Raw genomic sequence first — 17,698 nt, forward strand, 5'->3', positions numbered from 1 at the left:
ACCCATCCTCTATCCTTTCAGACATCACATATCCGATAAGTTATATTCTTACATTTATTAAAACACCTTCCAATATATATTTCAACAAATAATTCAGAATTTAACAAATAATTAAAAAATATTTATTATAGATTATTGGAGACATACACGATAGCCAGGCCGAGCTTTGCTGTTTCTTAATGCACTAAACGTTGTTTCACCAGCACACATAAGTGGTGCTGCTTCTAATACAGATAATTCATTCGCCTTTAGACGGAATCTGTATAGCTTTCATAATTTTCATCACCTATTAGCTCCTACAGTTTAGTAATGGAATTTTTGAAAATAAGATAAAAAATAAAATAGTTAATTGTTTAATAGAATGTTAAGTTACCTTTATTAAGGTCTGTTTTTTTAGATTAGTGATTTCAAAAACTGCCTGATCAGCTGCCAGGAGTGCACCTTCAAGATGTCCACCATATTGTGAATATTATATTGCTGATAGTGTCATTTACGATGATGAATCTTATTTTGTCGATAAAATGTATGATTTTGCATTCAACAAAGCATCCTACCTAGCAAAAACAAAACGAGATTTCTCTGCATATGTTGATTTAAATACGTTGACTAAATAGGTTTAAAGAAAAGACTTGTCTTTAAATACGTTACTAAGTTTAAGTATTAAGTACATCCAAATATCGGTTTCAAACATTAAGTAATAGCGAAAACTAAAAAAACAATTTAGGCCTTATTAAAAAGCAAAAAATAAACAACCAATCATCTTGGTTGTTTATTTTAATTTATTCTTCGAATCTTTTGTTCTATTTCAACTTTTTCATTTAATCAATTTTATTAGTCAATTGAGTATTACTGAATGAAAATGGATCCCTGTTGGTTTATTCTCTATAAGTAAGTCCAATAACCTATCTGTATTGGTAATACATCAGCTTTAATTTCGTGTTGAACAGTAGGATTTACCATGTATTTTCAATCGTTACTCTTCCTTGCTTGCTGCCATATTCATGTTCGCTTCGACATTCTCCTGGCTGATGGTGGTGAATGGTAAATTTCGCTTTCCTGAGAAATTCTCAAGCAAGTCTTTGACGTCAATTCCCGAAGATGCTTTTAATGACTCCTGCAAGGTTGCCATTAAATCCGTTGCATATCCAGTCACTTTATTAGCCCCGCCATTCGCACCGCTTCCGCCTGTGTCCACTACAGTGATCTTGTCGATATTACTAAGCGGGCTTGCCACTTGTTTTGCATATTCGGGCAGCATTTTCAAAATCATGTCCATTACAGCGGCTTGCCCGAACTGTTCAAAAGCTTCAGCTATTTTCTGCTTGGCTTCTGCTTCTGCTACCCCTTTTAACCGGATGATTTCCGCTTCTGTCGTACCTTGTGCCCTTTGGGCGTCCGCTTTAGCAAGACCGTCCATGCGAACACGTTCCGCTTCCGCTTTCGCCATGGCTTCAATTTTATACTTATCGGCATCCGCTTCTGTAATCTGTTTCATCTTGTTAGCGGAGGCTGCCTGCTCTACCGCATAACGGTCGGCATCGGCCTTTTTCTTCACTTCTGAATCATATTGCTTTTCACGGCGAAGGATTTCTTTTTCCTCCAGCTCAATTTGCTTCTGACGTTCAATGATCCTGATTTGCATTTCCTGTTCTGTTACATCTTGTTTAGATCTAGCCGTTTCAAGATCGTAAGCTTGGTCAGCCCGTGCCTTGGCAATATCCTGCTCACGACGGAATTCCGCAACCTTTAGCTTATTGATTTTTTCGGCTTCGGCTATTTCAGTTGCCCTTTCAAGTTCGGCACGCTGCGCTTCCTTCGAAGCTTCGGCTCGCTTGATTCGCGTTTCTTTCTCTGCATCGGCGGTAGCTATATCGGCATCCCTCTTCACCTGTGCAATCCTTGGCTTTCCGAGCGACTCAAGATATCCATTTTTATCCCGAACATCTTTAATCGTGAACGATACGATAATGAGTCCCATTTTAGCTAAGTCCTGCGAGGCAACCCTCTGTACTTCCTGGGAAAACTTTTCACGGTTTTTATAAATTTCCTCGACGGTCATCGAACCAAGGATGGAGCGAAGATGCCCTTCCAATACTTCCCGCGCTTCCTGTTCACGGTCATCTTTCGATTTACCAAGGAATTGCTCTGCAGCTGTGGCTATATCGGTGATTGAACCGCCAATCTTGATGATCGATACACCATCTGCCATGACAGGAACTCCCTGTTCTGTGTATACTTCCGGAGTTGAAACCTCAAGCTTGCTTGACAATAAGCTTAGTGGTTCCGCTTGCTGGAATACCGGGAGAACGAAAGCTCCCCCGCCGCGGACGATTTTAATTTTATTTCCTGATTCGTCGATGTGAACATTTTTGCTTCCTAAGTAGCTTCCGGTCACGATCAATGCCTCATCGGGACCAGCCGTGCGATATTTCGTAACAAAGACAGCAATAAGTGCGATAAGTAAAACTGCAACAATGGCGACAACGATCCAAATCAAATCAAACATACCTTACCTCCTACTCTTTTTTTTCAATCCTGGTGGGGCATAACATAGACAACCCCATTTTTCACTTCGATGATCAAGACCTTTGTATCCGAAACAATTCCTTCATTCTTATAGCTGGCCGCAGTTTTTGCGATGCTTCCACTGATGCTTTCTATCAGGACTTCCCCAAACCCGTCAACAGGGATTGATGTGAGAACCCTGCCGACCCTTCCTCTCAGGTCATTATCATGAAATGTCAAACTTTCTTCCGCTGATGAAATGGGAATCAAAACAAATACATTCAGTAAAGTGACGATGGTAAATGAGATGATGAGGGAAATGCCGGCACACAATCCAGCATTAAGCCCTGAAAGCGATTCAAGCAAAAAACCACTTGCAAAAAACACGGTCAAAAAGCTAAAAATGAGCGTAGGATTAAATATATCAGGTAATTCAAGGCCGGAAAATATATCATTAAACAAGATAAATAAGAATGTTACCCCCCCGAATATAATTAATCCGTATAAATAGACAGTTTCTAATGGAACTCCGAATAACTCCATCTCTTTCATCCTTTAAATTCGATTTTTCCAAGCCGCATACTGCTTTAATGGCCCAGGATAAGTGTTTTACCAGCATTATTAATATATGGTTATAATCCCCTCCATTTACTTCACTTACCATTCATACGAATGATGCATTCAAAAAGTTTCATTTATTTTCCAAGTTTTGAATTTAGCCTTGGAAAACCCTGTATTCTCTAGGACCATTATTGAAATAAAATGCATAATACCATTGACAGTGTTTACTTAACATATTAAAATTCTTTATATGTCAACTCGTTATAACACAAGGTTTACATAAAGGGAGGAAGCACGATGAAGGAGCGTCATGAGAAGTTAAGAATGATGATGGTTACAGCATTATTTGCAGCACTTATAGGAATACTTGCCCAAATTACAATACCACTGCCCTTAGTTCCGATTACAGGACAGACTCTAGCTGTTGGACTGGCAGCAACGATACTGGGTTCACGTTATGGAACCTCTTCCGTTTTATTATACTTGTTCATAGGGGCAGCGGGAGTACCGGTTTTCGCTGAAATGTCTGGGGGACTAGCTAAGATATTCGGTCCGACTGGCGGTTATTTATTATCCTATATCCCGACAGTATATATAACGGGTCTGATATTGGAAAAAACCCGTTTCTCAGTTGCAATGGCTTTCGTTGCAAATACAATCGGGATGATAATTACTTTAATAATCGGTACGGTTTGGTTAAAATATATGAGTTCATTATCTTGGCCAGTGGCATTTGCCAGCGGTTTTGCACCATTTATAATCGTAGGCGTTTTAAAGGCATTCCTTGCATCTTGGCTTGGCATCACGATCCGTTCAAGGTTAGCGTCGGCTAATATGCTGCCTAAAAAAAATGCACCAATTTCCCAATGATGGGTAAATGAAAGAGAGGGTACCGCTTGTGGTATCCTCTCTTTTCTTCTATATTCAACTTCCAGATCACTGCAAAAAAAAAGACTCTTAAAAAAGAATCTTTTTTGCAAGTGTTTATTGCGGTCCTATCCCCATAAGTCCGAATATGAATAGCAAATGTATATTATCCCCTTTGCTAACCGTAATCATTTTACTATAGGAACAGTAATTTGACAACTATTGTCGGCACATATGAATATGGGGAATATAGTAACGTATTTTAGTTACTTATTATTCACTTTATATTCTTTTTTCGTACTATCTTCGAAAACGACCTCTAAATCAAATTCTTGATAGTCATCCTTCAAATTAAAAGCTTTTGTCACTTCTTGAATGACTTCCTCATCTGTTGAATCTTTAGTGAATGTCAATTTTTCTAGAATCGGGGTCAATTCTTTCATTGCTTCATCACCATGAACTTCGTGTTTGTTAAGTTTGTCCTCGATCGAAGCTTCTGTTTGAGCTCCCATTGTATCATATTCAGCTTCGTATTCGTTATCATTGCCGGTATAATCCACTTCTAATTGAAAATCCTTATATGTGAAAGGCAGTTTTTCATTATTATCCGTACCTGTTTCAGGATTATTTTCCGCTTGATTTTCATTTTCCTGAACCGGCGGGTTTTTCACTTCATCGTTTTCTTCGCCGCATCCAGCCAAAACAAGCATAGCGGCAAACGGCACTGATAATATTTTGATTGATCTTCTCATTAGTTTTTTCCTCCTTTAGTTTGTATACCTTAATTATTTCCTGATCGGCGTCATTTAAAACCTCAACCACTCTCTCAAATACATCAAATCGGCCAAGTGATCATTGTGGAAGGATATAAAACAATACCGCAAAAAAGTGTGTGGCAGTTCCCCCAAGCACGAATACATGCCAAACCGCGTGATGGAACGGAAAACCGCGCCAAACATAAAAGATGGCTCCAAACGTATAAAGCAATCCCCCTGCAATCAGTAACTGGATACCCGCTGCAGGCATCGTAGCTGTAAGTGGTCCCCAAACGATAACGATCATCCACCCCATGGCAATATAAAGGATCGTCGAAAGGAAGAGGAATTTTTTCACATAGAAAGCTTTGAAGACGACGCCAATGATTGCAACTCCCCAAATGATACCCAGCAGGGTCCAGCCTAGTGACCCTTTGATCACAAGAAGCATGATGGGCGTGTATGTTCCTGCGATGAATATATATATGGCTGAATGATCAAAGATTTCAAATATATCCTTTGTTTTACCTTCTGGAAAACTATGCACTAAAGTGGAAGAGACGTATAAAAGAAGCATGGAAACACCATATATGACCGAAATGACTACATTCCAAGGCGATCCTGTTTGGGCTGAGAATATGATTAAAAACACAAGTGCGGCAATACTCAACAAAACGCCGACACCGTGGGTTATCGCATTGACCACTTCTTCTTTTTTTGTATATACATGAGTATTGGCCATGTTACAGCTCCTTAATTCCGGATTATTTTTTTTAGTATTCCCTAAAGTATACATCAGATCTTCCAAGCAATATAGAAAAGTGAATAGTAACTTGATTAACTGCCACTAATTAGATTATTATCTAATTAGATAATAATCTAATTAAAAAGGGGGATAAAAGTGCAATTAGAAAAATTGGTCGCTTTCCACAAGACGATTGGTGATGTGACAAGGATCAGGATAATATCCATCCTGGCAAACGGTCCAAAACACGGACAAGCACTTGCGGGAATACTAAAATTGACGGCTCCGACCATCTCACACCATTTATCGAAATTGAAAGACATTAATTTAGTGAAGGATCGGAGGGAAAAAAATACGGTCTATTATTTTTTGAATGAAGATGTCCTGAAGCATTATTCGTCAGCATTGCCTAAAATGGTTTCAACTAAGGGGGACTCCAATAAAATGGATAATCAAAAGCTGATTTTAGAACATAAAAAGATCCTTGAAAACTTTTTTACGCCAGATGGTCGACTAAAAACCATACCAGCACAGAGAAAAAAGAAAATGATCGTACTTCATCATATTGGAAGCCTTCTGGAAAAGGGACGTAAATATCCAGAAAAAGAACTGAATGAATTCATCCAGTCTTTCCATGATGATTACGCAACGATAAGACGTGAACTCATTATCGGAAGCATCATGTACCGCGAAAACAGCATTTATGAACTGAATCCCCGCGAAATGTGGGCTGATATCGGTTAACGGTATTCTAATATAAAAGAACCGGCTCCCCTTTTGGAAAGCCGGTTCTTGAGATGCAGTTTATATGGCAAAATGGTGTCCGCCGATAATTTTTATTACTTCTAATTGTTTCATCCATTCGCTGTCCGAAATACTGGGATTCCAAAAATACAAGGCATCATTTGTGTAGCCATGAATAGCCAATGCTTCATTGACAGCTCTCTTTGCATCATTTCCTGCCGGTTTGTTAATACTGCCATCACCAACAGGCGAGAATTGGTTTTTTTGATAAATCACTTCCCGGACCGTATCAGGGAATTCATTGCTATCAAGGCGATTCAAAACAACTCCCGCCACCTCGACCTTTCCTCTGTATGGTTCCCCTTTTGCTTCTGCATGCACAAGCCTTGCTAATAATTCTTTATCTTTATCATTCATTACATGCGGAATAATCAATGTTTTACCAGGTTCGGCAACATTATTTACGTTATGATTGACTTCTTTTAACTTACCGATCGGAACACCGTGCTGCTTTGCGATATCCCATATCGATTCACCTTGTTTAATGACATGTTTGGTTGCCCCATCAGAAGCTTTACTTGTCGTTCCCTTAGGAAAAGCTATACCAAGTACGATGACACTTAGAGTCATTATCACGGATATTAATACTGATAATTTCATCCTGTTACCTCCTCGTTAAGCACCTTCCTAGGATAACAGACCATATGGGAGAAAACAGTGCTAAATTTTTTCCAAGGAAATGAAGGAAAAATTTTCTCGGTTCCATTTACCTTCAAAATTTTAATGATTCCCACTCTTCCCGCAGCATTCCCATTCTGATTGAATCATAATAATAACCATCATGATAGCGGCATTTTCTCATTCTTCCCTCTACTTGCATGCCCACCTTTTTTCCAACTGCAATCATACGTTCATTACCTGACCAAGTTGTAAGTCCAACCCGCTCAATCTCCAGGTTTTCGAATAAATACCCAATGAACATCATTAATGCTTCTGTTCCATGACCGCCATTCCAATACTTGGGATCGAAAATGGTAATCCCGATTTCAAGCCAGCGTGAAGGTTCATGTTCCCAGTAATATACAACAGATCCAATTATTTGATCGTTTTTTTCCATTAATAGCTCGGAGTAAGCCCCGATTTTCTCATCATAGGTTTTATGCTTCGTTTCTTTATCGATAAACGTATGGAAATCAATGAGTTCAAGAGGGAGATAAGGTGCATCCCACTTTTTCCATTCCGGATCGGTTTCGCCATATTTCAGGCTCCATAAACTTTTTAAATCGGCTTGTTTAACATTTCTCAATATGACTTTGCTTCCTTCAATCCGAACATCATCCAATCCGCTTCCTCCCACTTCATCCATGCTGTACCTTCCATTTTACTGGTCGACACATAATTTAATAAAATATTGCCTTTCTCTGGGACCATCGAATTCACAAAAATACACACCCTGCCAAGTACCAAGGACTAAGCTCCCTTTATGGATGATCACCTGTTGTGAAGAACCAACCGTACTTGATTTCAAATGGGCAGCCGTGTTTCCTTCCATATGTAAATCCAATGTATGATTCCATGGGTATTGCTCATCCAGTCTTCTTAATATATCCTTTTTGACATCGGGGTCAGCATTTTCATTGATCGTGATCCCTGCAGTCGTATGTGGACAATATATAAGAGCTACCCCCTCTTGAATCCCCTTTTCCATGATGAATGCCTGTACTTCTGTCGTAACATCTATCATATCATCCCTTTTCACCGTTTTTAAGGTATTTTTCTTCAGCATGTACATTCACTCCTTTTGTTCATTTTAATACTTCTTTACCCATAAACATAAAAATTCAAGCTTTCTTAAACCATTCACGACTTAAACATAAGGAAATCTTATCAATGACAATTTAAAAAATAATCTATCCTTAATGATCTTTCACTTTAAAATTGGATATATAAGGAATTGGAAGGAGTTGCAAGATGAACTTCATTTTTAAGTCAATCGACCATTACCAATTAGCATCTCCTAAAAATACCGAGGACCAATCAAGAAAGTTTTTCACTGAGATACTAATGTTCCGGGAAGTGAAAAAGCCTTCGTCATTAAGTTCCAATGGCGGGTTATGGTTCAAATCGGGATCGATCAAGATTCATGTCGGAACGGAGGATCATTTCATTCCCGCAAGAAAAGCGCATCCAGCACTTGAAGTTGAAAATCTCACCGAATTTATACAACATTTAATGACTACGCATATTTCTTTTATTGAAGACGGGAGGTTGCCCGGTGCGAACCGTATATATTTATCCGATCCCTTCGGCAACCGGATCGAAATATTGGAATGGAAATGATAAAAAGCGGGTCCATTTATCTCGGACCCGCTTTTGCAGTATATTTATTTTTGTTTCTTTTTCCAGAATCCCAATATTAAAGCGGTAATGAGGGCTCCTATTAAAATCGCCAGCAAATAACGGAAAGGATGGTTGACTAGGGGGATGACGAATATACCCCCATGCGGCGCTGGCAATGTTACACTAAAAGCCATTGACAGCGCCCCTGCCGTAGCTGACCCAATAACACTGCTGACAATAACCCGCAATGGATCCGCCGCCGCAAAAGGAATGGCCCCCTCTGTAATGAACGAAGCACCCATGAAGTAATTAGTGAAGCCGGATTTCCTTTCCATTTCACTGAATTTACTTTTAAAGAATGTAGTTGCAAGTGCGATTCCAAGAGGAGGAACCATTCCACCGGCCATAACTGCAGCATGCGGTCCGAAACTTGATGCTTCAATGGCTGCAATCCCAAAAGTGAATGCCGCTTTATTTAAGGGGCCACCCATATCCACAGCCATCATACCCCCAAGAATCAAGCCGAGGAATATTGCGTTCGTGCCGGATAAGCCCTGCAGCCAATTGGTCAGGCCCGTGTTAATTGCAGTTACTGGTTCATTTACGAGAAATATCATGATAAACCCTGTAATTAACATCCCGAATACAGGATAGAGTAAAACCGGTTTAATGCCATCAAGTGTTTGCGGTAATTTGGAAAACAATTTTCTTAATAGTAAGACGACATAACCTGCAAGGAAACCGGCGATCAGTCCGCCAAGAAAACCGGCATTAGCCTGTGCTGCCAATAATCCCCCTACCATACCAGGGGCAAAACCTGGACGGTCGGCTATACTTGATGCAATGAATCCAGCGAGTATTGGGACAAGTAAGAAGAAGGCACCATTTCCCCCGCCAATATCACTTAATGCTTTGGCAATGGGATTATAATTCGGATTTGCCGGATCGGCTGCCTCGATTCCAAAAAAGAAAGAAAGCGCAATCAAGATTCCGCCCCCGACGACAAATGGAAGCATATTACTTACGCCATTCATTAAGTGCTTGTAAATCCCCAATCCTCCTTTAGCTGATTCACCTTCATCATTTTTATCATTTCCAGTTCCATTGTAAACAGGTGCATCCTGATTCACGGCTCTGGTTAACAGTTCCTCGGTCTTCCGGATCCCATGGGCAACAGGGACAATAATGACATGTTTTCCATTAAAACGATTCATTTCAACCTGCTTATCGGCCGCAACGATAATGGCATCCGCCTCATCAATTTCTGCGGCGGTTAAACCATTTTTGATTCCTGTGGAACCATTTGTTTCCACTTTGAAATCGATTCCCATTTCCTTCGCTTTGGCTTTTAACGCATCGGCAGCCATATAAGTATGGGCAATTCCTGTCGGACAAGCTGTAACGGCAAGGATTTTGCCTCCTTTCTCGTTACTGCTGGCACCATTGCTCGATTGCTGCTCTTCCCTTTCTTCTTCATAAGCTTCCATTTCTTTTTGATTGATTATCTCCAACACTTCCTCACCAGAAGAAGCAGAAATCAATCGGGCCCTGAATTTATCATCCATCAGTAATGAAGAAAGCCGGGAAAGGGTTTCCAAGTGATCTGCATTCGCTCCTTCACTGGCTGCAATCATAAAGAACAAATGGGCCGGCTGTCCATCAAGCGATTCATAATCCACACCACTGACCGATTTGCCGAAACAGATGGCAGGTATCTTTACAGCATTTGTTTTTGCATGCGGTATGGCTATCCCTTCACCAATCCCGGTTGTGCTTTGCTCTTCACGTTTTAAGATGGCAGCTTTGAAACCCTCCACATCATTTAACCTGTCTGCCTCGGCTAACTTTCCTGATAGTTCATCAATGACTGCTTGCTTTGTATCACTTTGCAGATTGATTATGATTGTATCCAATTTTAACAAGTCTGTAATTTTCATAGAGTCAGCCTCCTGTTAGTTGATTGATAGCAATTTGCGGTAATAATTCTTCAATTTTATCCAATGTACCGAGATCGGATGAAAAGGCTGTAGCACTTCCTGCTGCAAGACTGAAGCGGAAAGCGGATAGAATATCCCCTGTCCTTTCATATGTCCCGATGAAACCTGCGACCATGGAATCACCTGCCCCCACTGAGTTGATGACGTTCCCTCTTGGAACATTTGCGGAATATGATTCTCCACCGGAGCAAAGGACGGCACCTTGTCCCGCCATTGATACAATAACGTTCTGTGCTCCTGCTTCAACCAATTTAGCGCCATATTCCCTAGCATCATCAATCGTACTTATTTCGGTGGAAAAAAGCTCACCCAGTTCATGATGATTCGGCTTTATTAAAAATGGCCGGTGTGGAAGGACATCCAGTAATTCCTTGCCACTGGTATCCACCACCACTTTAATGCCATTGTGGGTACAAGACCTTGCCATGGCTTCGTATACATCCGAAGGAACGCTTGGAGGGATGCTTCCTGACAAAATGAGGATATCATTATTGTTCAACTGTTCAATCTGACTAAATAATTGTTGATAGTTCCCTTTTGAAATGACTGGCCCTTGGCTATTTATTTCGGTCTCAAGCCCTGTTTTCAATTTAATGTTAATTCTTGTATCTCCAGCTATTTCTGTAAAGTCCGTGAAAATCTCTTCCTGTCTTAAAAACCTTTTTACAAATTCACCTGTTTGTCCACCGATGAATCCTAACGCTGTTGTACTATTACCCAGCCTTTTTAGCACACGGGAAACATTGATCCCTTTCCCTCCTGGGAATTTTGCATCATAACTGGTTCGATTCACCTTGCCCATTTGAAAGCTCTCCACTTCGACCAGGTAATCGATGGATGGATTAAGTGTCACTGTATAAATCATTAAATGGTCACGACCTTTACCTTTGGATTTTTTTGAAGGTGAGCAACAGCCTCTTCATCATTGCTGTCAGTAATGATAATGGCATCGCTTACATCTGCCACCTTGGCGAAAGTGGCTTCATTAAGTTTTGAACTGTCAGCAAGCACGTAGGTCTCGTTAGAGAGGCGTAATGCCATCTTCTTCAGCAGGGCTTCCTCCGGGTCGGGTGTTGTGAAACCCAATTCTTGATGGATGCCGTTCATTCCCAAGAAACATTTATCAAAACGGTATTCATTCAAAAACTGTACAGCATTACTTCCTATAATTGCATTTGTCGAAAATTTTATCGTTCCGCCAACTAACACTGTTTTGATTTCCAATTCGATGAGTTTTGGAATATGCATAAGACCATTTGTCAGCACCGTTATATTTTTATCTTTTAAATAAGGAATCATTTCGGCAGTTGTCGTGCCTGCATCAAGATATATACAATCATTTTTCTCTATGAATGAAGCCGCCAGCTTTGCTATAAGTTGTTTTTCAGCTCTTGCTTTGTATTGCTTTTCCATAGTTGTTGGTTCAAGGCCTTTTCTTTGCAGTAAAGAGGCCCCGCCATGCACGCGTTTCAAGAGCTTCATTTCTTCGAGTTGCACTAAATCTCTCCGAATGGTCGACTCCGAGGCTTGTAACTGATCTACAAGCTCCTGCAGCTTTACCGTTCCTTGTTCTTTAAGGATCGATAAGATGAACTGGTGCCTTTCAGTTGTCAACAATTCGCCCACCTCACTTTAATATCATCATCATATATGAAAATGAAGGAATAATCAATCATAAACGTTTAAAAATAATCAAATTCATTCAAAAATACATTCAAAAACATTCATTTTTATTAGACATGAACCTTCTTGAATTCCCTTATCTTTTTTTCTATGAAAATATCCTTTCAATTCAACAAAAAAACCCCCCATGTCAAAATGACAGGGGGGGTAGTATTATCTAATTAGCCTTGAAGTAAAAGTTGTTCTGGATCTTCAAGCATATCTTTGATGGCCACTAAGAAACCAACTGCTTCTTTTCCGTCTACGATACGGTGATCATAAGATAATGCAAGGTACATCATTGGTCTGTTTTCGATTTGGTCTCCAACAGCGATTGGACGAGTCTTGATTGTATGCATGCCCAAGATCCCAACTTGAGGGGCATTCAAGATTGGTGTTGATAATAGGGAACCGAAAGTCCCTCCGTTAGTGATGGTAAAAGTACCACCTGATAAATCTGAAAGTCCCAGTTTGTTGTTACGCGCTTTAACAGCTAAATCCGAAATGTTCTTCTCGATTTCAGCAAAGCTTTTGCGGTCAGCATCCCTTACAACCGGAACGACAAGACCTTCATCAGTGGATACTGCCACACCGATATCATAAAAGTTCTTTTTCAGGATATGGTCACCTTGGATTTCAGCATTCAATAACGGATATTTTTTCAATGCCCCAATGACCGCTTTAGTGAAGAATGACATGAAACCAAGTTTAACATCATTTGTTTTCACGAAAGAATCCTTATGGCGGTTACGCAATTCCATGACTGCAGAAAGATCGACTTCGTTAAAAGTAGTAAGCATGGCTGCTTCTGATTGTACTTGAACTAGACGTTTGGCAATGGTTTGACGACGGCGTGTCATCTTAACCACTTCAATGCGGTCATCATTCACTTCAACAGGAGTGGCTGCTTGTTTAGCTGCAGGAGCTTGTTTTGGAGCTGCCGCAGGTGCTGTAGGAGCTGCAGGTGCATTACTTGCCGCTTCTACGTCTTGTACACGTACACGACCTAGTGGATCTGCTACAGGCACTTGAGTCAAGTCAATTCCTTTTTCACGAGCCAATTTCCTTGCAGCTGGTGATGCAATAACTTGTTGAGTGGATGATGCTTCTTTCGCTTCTGCTTTAGGAGCCTCTTTAGCAGGAGCCGCTTGTTCAGCCTTAACTGGTTCTGCTTTAGCTTCTTCAACCTTAGGAGCTTCCGCTTTTGGAGCTGCTGCAGCTGATCCATTTTCATCAACGATGGCGATAGCCTGTCCGACTTGGACAGTATCGCCTTCTTCTGCTAAATGTTCCGAAAGTGTACCAGTATAATCTGAAATGATTTCAACGTTCACTTTATCCGTTTCAAGTTCAAGGACATATTCTCCTTTTTCAACGTGATCACCGGGTTGTTTTAACCATTGCGCAATAGATCCTTCAGAAATTGATTCTGCTAATTCAGGTACTTTTACTTCAGCCATTTTTATTTCTCCCCCTCATTATTGCGTGTAATTGCTTGAGTCATAATCCGTTGTTGTTCATTTTTATGGACAAGTGGATCTCCCTCAGCCGGGCTTGATCTGCGCTTCCTTCCTATATATGTTACTGAAAGATTGCCAGGAGCCGCTGCATTTAGGCGAGGTTCAACAAATGTCCAAGCACCCATGTTTTTAGGTTCTTCTTGAGCCCAGAAGATTTCTTTAAGATTTGTATATTTTTTCAGGGCTTCTTGAACTCCAGTGAATGGGAATGGATAAATTTCTTCGATACTGATGATTTGCAACCAATCCGTATTTTTTTCAGTTGCCGCTTTTTCACGAAGTTCAACCGCCAATTTACCTGTTGCAAAAACAATGCGTTCAACCGATTTAGGTTTTTTGCCCAAGGCTTTGGTTTCTACGAATGATTCAAATGCGCCTTCACTGAATTCTTCTGTTGTAGAAGCCATCACCTGATTACGAAGCATACTCTTCGGTGTCATGATGACAAGCGGACGTACTTGTTCTTGATCCAAAATCTTAGCTTGTCTTCTAAGGATATGGAAGTATTGAGCTGCCGAACTTAAGTTAGCAACTGTCCAGTTGTTTTCAGCTGCTAATTGAAGGAAGCGTTCCAGTCGTGCACTTGAGTGCTCTGGCCCTTGTCCTTCATAACCGTGTGGAAGCAGCATGACAAGACCAGATTTTTGACCCCATTTTGCACGGCCAGCCGCGATGAATTGGTCAAAGATCACTTGTGCAGTATTAGCGAAGTCACCGAATTGGCCTTCCCATAATACAAGTGTCTCAGGTGCAAAAACATTATAACCATATTCATAAGCCAGAACTGCCGTTTCCGTAAGCGGGCTGTTATGAACAGCGAATGAAGCTTTGGCAGTTTCAAGTGTGTGAAGTGGTGAATATGTTTTTCCATTAACACTATCATGTAACATGATATTACGTTGTGCGAATGTTCCACGCTCTGAATCTTGTCCTGTCAAACGGATTGGCGTGCCGTCACTTAAAATCGAAGCAAAAGCCAATGTCTCGGCATGTGCCCAATCGATTTTTCCTTCAGGACCAAAGGAATCCAAGCGACGTGATAAAATCTTTCCTAATTTTTTATTAGGGGTGAATCCTTCCGGCCACTTAACAAGCTCTTCGTTAATTGTAACAAGTTCTTGTTTCGGAACTGCCGTTTCAATGGCTGGAAGTCCTTTTTCAATAATCCCAGGAGGATTACATTCTTTGGAAGCTTCCGGTTTATTTCCGGAAATTTTCGCATATGCATCTGCAAGCCTTGTATCCACTTGCTCAGCAATCGCTTTAACTTCAGCTTCAGTGAACTCGCCGGATTCAATAAGTTTTTTCCCATAAAGCTCTTTTACGGTTGGATGCTTATGGATTAATGCATACATTTCAGGTTGAGTCACCAATGGCTCATCCATTTCGTTATGGCCGAAACGTCTGTAACCGATCAGGTCGATCAAGAAATCCTTGTTGTATTTTTCACGATATAGGTTAGCAAGGTTCACAGCAGCCATACATGCTTCTGGATCATCTGCATTTACATGCACGATCGGCACTTCAAAGCCTTTTGCCAAATCACTAGCATATAAGGTTGAACGTGAATCTTCACTTTCCGTTGTAAAACCGATCATGTTATTGGCGATGATATGGATTGCGCCGCCAACTTGATAACCGCGTAAACGGCTTAAGTTAAACGTTTCAGGTACAATTCCTTCACCTGGGAATGCAGCATCACCATGAATCAGGATTGCAAGAGATTTGGAAATGTCTTGCACCGGGAATCCTTTTTCTGTACGGTCTTCTTGAGCCGCACGAGAATACCCTTCCACGATTGGACCGACCACTTCCAAGTGACTTGGGTTATTGGCAAGTGTAATCCTTGCTTTTTGTATATTAGCTTTAGTAATCTGTTTATCCAGACCTAAATGATATTTAACATCACCTGTCCATCCATTGTTAATGCCTGTCGAACCTTCGGAAGGAACCAAATCTTTATTCGGTGAATGTTGGAATTCAGAGAAAATGACCTCATAAGGCTTTCCTAATACATGTGCAAGCACATTCAAACGTCCACGGTGAGCCATGGCGATATTCACATTACCCGTTCCGTTTTGGACAGTTTGTGAGATCATTTCATCTAAAATCGGAACCAAAGCATCCAGTCCTTCAATAGAGAAACGTTTTTGCCCTACATATGTGCGGTGAAGGAATTTCTCGAAACCTTCTACTTCATTCAATCGTTTAAGTAATAGTTCTCTTTTCTCTTTTCCCACTTCCGGGAACATGTTTCCAGATTCGACCATATCAGTAAGCCATTGCTTTTCATCCAAGTCATTAACATGATGAAATTCAAAGGCTATCGTTTTTGTATAGAGTTGTTTTAGGTATTGTACGGCTTCGTATCCGTCTTTCACGTCTTCAGGTGATTCCGGACAAATTAAGTCAGCCGGTATTTTCCTTAAATCATCTGCAGTCAAGCCATATTTTTCAAAGTGAATTTGTTCAGTGTCCAGAGCTTCTTCTTTTAAAGGATAAATATTTGCAGCAAGATGCCCGTATGCACGGATATTTTCAGCTAAATTAACTGCAGACATAATTTTCTTCATTGGAAGAACTTCTCCAGTTTGTACAGTTGATGCACATACAGTCGTTGTTTCTGCCGATACATCGAATGAAGGAGGACCTGCTACTTCAAAAAAGTTTTTCAGTTCCGGATCCACTTCTTCCGGGTTGGCTAGAAATAAATCGTATTGCTCCATGACATACCCAAGGTTTGGACCCGAAAAAGCTTTCCAGTGGTCTAATACCTTAGAATCATTGATGGTCATTTTGTAAACCCCCAAATTTTTCTCATAATTTTTTTCATTACGTTTTATCCATCCCCAAATTTCTTTCTTCTAAATTTTCCCCAAATATATGATATATATAAGATATATAATAAATAACTTTGGTTATTGAATAATAAAATTTTAAAGGATAAAACGTTTTCAGATGTTATATTAACATGTTTTTGTCGAAATATCCAAAGGTTAAACCACTTTATACAACCTTTTTTCAACTATATTTCTGCTTAATTCGTCAAAAATCGCTTTTAACTGTCTTTTTTGCTCATTTAAGTCTTTTTTTCGCTGAAAAAAGATTTTTGTATTTTTGTATAATGATTATTTTTCAGGTAAATTTAACTAGTTTGAAAACCCTTTCACCTCACTCAAACTTCCAAGCTGTTAAACTTAGATTGCCATATTGAAAGCTTCTGTGCAGAAGAGCCGCTTTTTTATTGTCATCCCCTGAGCCCATTGCGATGACCAATGGAATGAAATGCTCTTTGGAAGGCACAGCCTCTGTACTGTAAGGGGCAATATCTTCATAATTGAACAAAGATTGCAAATCCCATTTCAGGATTTTTTCTTCGACCCAGTTCTCAAACTCGATTGCCCATCCCTCTGCAACATGCATATCTTTCTGAATATGTGTGAAATTATGGACAATTCCGCCGCTTCCTATGATCAGGACATTATTTTCCTTTAATTCCCTCAATGCTTTCCCAATTTCATACTGCTTGTCCAATGGCAGCGAAGGACTAATGGACATAGATACGGTCGGGATATCAGCTTCTGGGTACATGAGATGCAAAAGCCCCCATGCTCCATGATCCAGGGGGCGCCTTTCATCAAGTTCCCCCAATACATCTATCCTGGACAATAAGGTTAAAATTCGATCTGACAGCTCCAGGCATCCCCTCGCAGGATATGTTATCTGAAATATTTCTTCAGGAAATCCAGCAAAATCGTAAATGACTTCATGCTTCCGCACTGCAGAAATCATTTGATCTTCATTTTCCCAATGTGCTGACAAAATAACGATGGCAGCAGGTTTCTTCATAGTTTGCATATACTCCTTCAAAAAAAGAGTATAGCTATTCTTTTCCAAAGCTAATAGCGGTGTTCCATGTGATAAAAACAATGATGGCATCATAGAGACGATAAATCCTTTCACATTGTAATCTCAATATCCTATACCTTAATTTACTATAGT

At 40.2% G+C, this 17,698-nt stretch carries 16 protein-coding genes; 3 read left to right on the forward strand and 13 right to left on the reverse strand.

Annotated elements, in window-relative coordinates; genetic code table 11:
* Positions 1-973: 973 nt before the first annotated feature.
* Together MKX49_RS12825 and MKX49_RS12830 are read right to left on the reverse strand one after the other, a co-directional pair.
* Positions 974-2,506, reverse strand: a complete 1,533-nt coding sequence (locus MKX49_RS12825; protein WP_340876661.1) for a flotillin family protein — start codon at positions 2,504-2,506, stop codon at positions 974-976.
* A 23-nt stretch (positions 2,507-2,529) separates the two neighbouring features.
* The gene (locus MKX49_RS12830; RefSeq protein ID WP_264894927.1) at positions 2,530-3,048 is read right to left on the reverse strand and encodes an NfeD family protein; all 519 of its coding nucleotides are present in this window, start codon (positions 3,046-3,048) and stop codon (positions 2,530-2,532) included.
* Positions 3,049-3,363: 315 nt separating this feature from the next.
* Between MKX49_RS12830 and MKX49_RS12835 the strand changes: the two genes are divergently transcribed.
* Positions 3,364-3,936, forward strand: a complete 573-nt coding sequence (locus tag MKX49_RS12835; protein ID WP_340876662.1) for a biotin transporter BioY — start codon at positions 3,364-3,366, stop codon at positions 3,934-3,936.
* Between the two features lie 263 nt (positions 3,937-4,199).
* On the opposite strand, the gene MKX49_RS12840 is transcribed toward MKX49_RS12835, so the two are convergent.
* Both MKX49_RS12840 and trhA read right to left on the reverse strand, forming a co-directional pair.
* A complete protein-coding gene (locus MKX49_RS12840; protein WP_063593840.1) occupies positions 4,200-4,685 on the reverse strand; it encodes a YusW family protein in 486 nt (161 codons plus the stop codon).
* Positions 4,686-4,785: 100 nt separating this feature from the next.
* Positions 4,786-5,430, reverse strand: coding sequence for a PAQR family membrane homeostasis protein TrhA (gene trhA, locus MKX49_RS12845; protein WP_072273139.1), 645 nt, complete (start codon positions 5,428-5,430; stop codon positions 4,786-4,788).
* A gap of 159 nt (positions 5,431-5,589) precedes the next feature.
* Here trhA and MKX49_RS12850 point away from each other — a divergent pair, with 159 nt between their 5' ends.
* Positions 5,590-6,177: a DUF2087 domain-containing protein gene (locus MKX49_RS12850; protein ID WP_048679985.1), complete on the forward strand. Its 588-nt coding sequence runs from the start codon at positions 5,590-5,592 to the stop codon at positions 6,175-6,177.
* A gap of 60 nt (positions 6,178-6,237) precedes the next feature.
* Here MKX49_RS12850 and MKX49_RS12855 read toward each other — a convergent pair whose 3' ends face one another.
* From MKX49_RS12855 to MKX49_RS12865, 3 genes are all read right to left on the reverse strand, one after another.
* Positions 6,238-6,837, reverse strand: a complete 600-nt coding sequence (locus MKX49_RS12855) for a cell wall hydrolase (protein WP_052137268.1) — start codon at positions 6,835-6,837, stop codon at positions 6,238-6,240.
* 112 nt (positions 6,838-6,949) lie between these two features.
* Positions 6,950-7,519 carry a GNAT family N-acetyltransferase gene (locus tag MKX49_RS12860; RefSeq protein WP_340878539.1) on the reverse strand — a complete coding sequence of 190 codons (570 nt, stop codon included), beginning with the start codon at positions 7,517-7,519 and terminating at the stop codon, positions 6,950-6,952.
* Between the two features lie 39 nt (positions 7,520-7,558).
* Positions 7,559-7,963, reverse strand: coding sequence for a secondary thiamine-phosphate synthase enzyme YjbQ (locus MKX49_RS12865; protein WP_340876663.1), 405 nt, complete (start codon positions 7,961-7,963; stop codon positions 7,559-7,561).
* Positions 7,964-8,148: 185 nt separating this feature from the next.
* On the opposite strand from MKX49_RS12865, the gene MKX49_RS12870 reads away from it, so the two are divergent.
* Positions 8,149-8,517, forward strand: coding sequence for a VOC family protein (locus tag MKX49_RS12870; protein WP_340876664.1), 369 nt, complete (start codon positions 8,149-8,151; stop codon positions 8,515-8,517).
* Positions 8,518-8,561: 44 nt separating this feature from the next.
* On the opposite strand, the gene MKX49_RS12875 is transcribed toward MKX49_RS12870, so the two are convergent.
* The 6 genes from MKX49_RS12875 to MKX49_RS12900 form a co-directional block, all read right to left on the reverse strand.
* A complete protein-coding gene (locus MKX49_RS12875; protein ID WP_340876665.1) occupies positions 8,562-10,454 on the reverse strand; it encodes a PTS fructose transporter subunit IIABC in 1,893 nt (630 codons plus the stop codon).
* A gap of 4 nt (positions 10,455-10,458) precedes the next feature.
* Positions 10,459-11,379, reverse strand: coding sequence for a 1-phosphofructokinase (pfkB, locus tag MKX49_RS12880; protein WP_340876666.1), 921 nt, complete (start codon positions 11,377-11,379; stop codon positions 10,459-10,461).
* Positions 11,379-12,131, reverse strand: a complete 753-nt coding sequence (locus MKX49_RS12885; RefSeq protein ID WP_323597456.1) for a DeoR/GlpR family DNA-binding transcription regulator — start codon at positions 12,129-12,131, stop codon at positions 11,379-11,381. The genes pfkB and MKX49_RS12885 overlap by 1 nt, the downstream gene beginning before the upstream one ends.
* Before the next feature lie 227 nt (positions 12,132-12,358).
* Entirely contained in the window at positions 12,359-13,636 is a 1,278-nt protein-coding gene (gene odhB, locus MKX49_RS12890) for a 2-oxoglutarate dehydrogenase complex dihydrolipoyllysine-residue succinyltransferase (RefSeq protein ID WP_340876667.1), read from the reverse strand.
* A gap of 2 nt (positions 13,637-13,638) precedes the next feature.
* Complete coding sequence (locus tag MKX49_RS12895; RefSeq protein WP_340876668.1) at positions 13,639-16,491, reverse strand: 2-oxoglutarate dehydrogenase E1 component; 2,853 nt, start codon at positions 16,489-16,491, stop codon at positions 13,639-13,641.
* Positions 16,492-16,867: 376 nt separating this feature from the next.
* Positions 16,868-17,638, reverse strand: coding sequence for a dioxygenase family protein (locus MKX49_RS12900; protein WP_340876669.1), 771 nt, complete (start codon positions 17,636-17,638; stop codon positions 16,868-16,870).
* Between the last annotated feature and the right edge of the window lie 60 nt (positions 17,639-17,698).

The organism is Peribacillus sp. FSL M8-0224 (assembly GCF_038003055.1).
GTDB lineage: Bacteria > Bacillota > Bacilli > Bacillales > DSM-1321 > Peribacillus > Peribacillus frigoritolerans.

Excerpts from the sequence above, each read along its gene's own strand:
- MKX49_RS12825 (WP_340876661.1), bottom strand. The coding sequence starts at position 2,506 with ATGTTTGATTTGATTTGGATCGTTGTCGCCATTGTTGCAGTTTTACTT.
- pfkB (WP_340876666.1), bottom strand. The coding sequence starts at position 11,379 with ATGATTTATACAGTGACACTTAATCCATCCATCGATTACCTGGTCGAA.
- MKX49_RS12870 (WP_340876664.1), top strand. The coding sequence starts at position 8,149 with ATGAACTTCATTTTTAAGTCAATCGACCATTACCAATTAGCATCTCCT.
- MKX49_RS12895 (WP_340876668.1), bottom strand. The coding sequence starts at position 16,491 with ATGACCATCAATGATTCTAAGGTATTAGACCACTGGAAAGCTTTTTCG.
- MKX49_RS12875 (WP_340876665.1), bottom strand. The coding sequence starts at position 10,454 with ATGAAAATTACAGACTTGTTAAAATTGGATACAATCATAATCAATCTG.
- MKX49_RS12900 (WP_340876669.1), bottom strand. The coding sequence starts at position 17,638 with ATGATGCCATCATTGTTTTTATCACATGGAACACCGCTATTAGCTTTG.
- MKX49_RS12865 (WP_340876663.1), bottom strand. The coding sequence starts at position 7,963 with ATGCTGAAGAAAAATACCTTAAAAACGGTGAAAAGGGATGATATGATA.
- odhB (WP_340876667.1), bottom strand. The coding sequence starts at position 13,636 with ATGGCTGAAGTAAAAGTACCTGAATTAGCAGAATCAATTTCTGAAGGA.
- trhA (WP_072273139.1), bottom strand. The coding sequence starts at position 5,430 with ATGGCCAATACTCATGTATATACAAAAAAAGAAGAAGTGGTCAATGCG.
- MKX49_RS12835 (WP_340876662.1), top strand. The coding sequence starts at position 3,364 with ATGAAGGAGCGTCATGAGAAGTTAAGAATGATGATGGTTACAGCATTA.
- MKX49_RS12840 (WP_063593840.1), bottom strand. The coding sequence starts at position 4,685 with ATGAGAAGATCAATCAAAATATTATCAGTGCCGTTTGCCGCTATGCTT.
- MKX49_RS12830 (WP_264894927.1), bottom strand. The coding sequence starts at position 3,048 with ATGGAGTTATTCGGAGTTCCATTAGAAACTGTCTATTTATACGGATTA.
- MKX49_RS12855 (WP_052137268.1), bottom strand. The coding sequence starts at position 6,837 with ATGAAATTATCAGTATTAATATCCGTGATAATGACTCTAAGTGTCATC.